Source organism: Lacticaseibacillus salsurivasis (assembly GCF_036246225.1).
GTDB classification, from domain to species: Bacteria; Bacillota; Bacilli; order Lactobacillales; family Lactobacillaceae; genus Lacticaseibacillus; species Lacticaseibacillus salsurivasis.
In genome coordinates, this window is sequence record NZ_BTTP01000035.1 from 3,458 (window position 1) to 5,110 (window position 1,653).

Sequence of the window (1,653 nt, forward strand, 5' to 3'; positions counted from 1 at the left end):
TACGTATCTATCCTTAGAAAGGAGGTGATCCAGCCGCAGGTTCTCCTACGGCTACCTTGTTACGACTTCACCCTAATCATCTGTCCCACCTTAGACGGCTAGCTCCTCGAAAGGTTACCCCACCGGCTTCGGGTGTTACAAACTCTCATGGTGTGACGGGCGGTGTGTACAAGGCCCGGGAACGTATTCACCGCGGCATGCTGATCCGCGATTACTAGCGATTCCGACTTCGTGCAGGCGAGTTGCAGCCTGCAGTCCGAACTGAGACCGGCTTTAAGAGATTAGCTTGCCCTCGCGGGTTCGCAACTCGTTGTACCGGCCATTGTAGCACGTGTGTAGCCCAGGTCATAAGGGGCATGATGATTTGACGTCGTCCCCACCTTCCTCCGGTTTGTCACCGGCAGTCTTACTAGAGTGCCCAACTGAATGCTGGCAACTAGTCATAAGGGTTGCGCTCGTTGCGGGACTTAACCCAACATCTCACGACACGAGCTGACGACAACCATGCACCACCTGTCACTATGTCCCCGAAGGGAACGCCTGATCTCTCAGGTTGGCATAGGATGTCAAGACCTGGTAAGGTTCTTCGCGTTGCGTCGAATTAAACCACATGCTCCACCGCTTGTGCGGGCCCCCGTCAATTCCTTTGAGTTTCAACCTTGCGGTCGTACTCCCCAGGCGGAATGCTTAATGCGTTAGCTGCGGCACTGAAGGGCGGAAACCCTCCAACACCTAGCATTCATCGTTTACGGCATGGACTACCAGGGTATCTAATCCTGTTCGCTACCCATGCTTTCGAGCCTCAGCGTCAGTTACAGACCAGACAGCCGCCTTCGCCACTGGTGTTCTTCCATATATCTACGCATTTCACCGCTACACATGGAGTTCCACTGTCCTCTTCTGCACTCAAGTTTCCCAGTTTCCGATGCACTTCTTCGGTTAAGCCGAAGGCTTTCACATCAGACTTAAAAAACCGCCTGCGCTCGCTTTACGCCCAATAAATCCGGATAACGCTTGCCACCTACGTATTACCGCGGCTGCTGGCACGTAGTTAGCCGTGGCTTTCTGGTTGGATACCGTCAACGTCTGAACAGTTACTCTCAAACGTGTTCTTCTCCAACAACAGAGTTTTACGACCCGAAAGCCTTCTTCACTCACGCGGCGTTGCTCCATCAGACTTGCGTCCATTGTGGAAGATTCCCTACTGCTGCCTCCCGTAGGAGTATGGGCCGTGTCTCAGTCCCATTGTGGCCGATCAACCTCTCAGTTCGGCTACGTATCATCGCCTTGGTAAGCCGTTACCTTACCAACTAGCTAATACGCCGCGGGTCCATCCAAAAGCGATAGCTTACGCCATCTTTCAACTTTAGACCATGTGGTCTAAAGGTTTATGCGGTATTAGCATCTGTTTCCAAATGTTATCCCCCACTTAAGGGCAGGTTACCCACGTGTTACTCACCCGTCCGCCACTCGGTTTTAAAGAAGTTGTTCCGAAGAACTCGATCAACAAAACCTCGTTCGACTTGCATGTATTAGGCACGCCGCCAGCGTTCATCCTGAGCCAGGATCAAACTCTCATATAATGAGTTATTTGAATAGCTCGATTTGTTGTTTGCGAATTGACTTCGCTCATGTTTAATTCTCTTCGATTTA

Annotated in this window: 1 rRNA gene; it reads right to left on the bottom strand. The window is 51.5% G+C overall.

Features of this window, described 5'->3' with window-relative positions:
* Positions 1–17: 17 nt before the first annotated feature.
* A 16S ribosomal RNA gene (locus tag AAA927_RS12760) occupies positions 18–1,583 on the bottom strand.
* Positions 1,584–1,653: the final 70 nt, after the last annotated feature.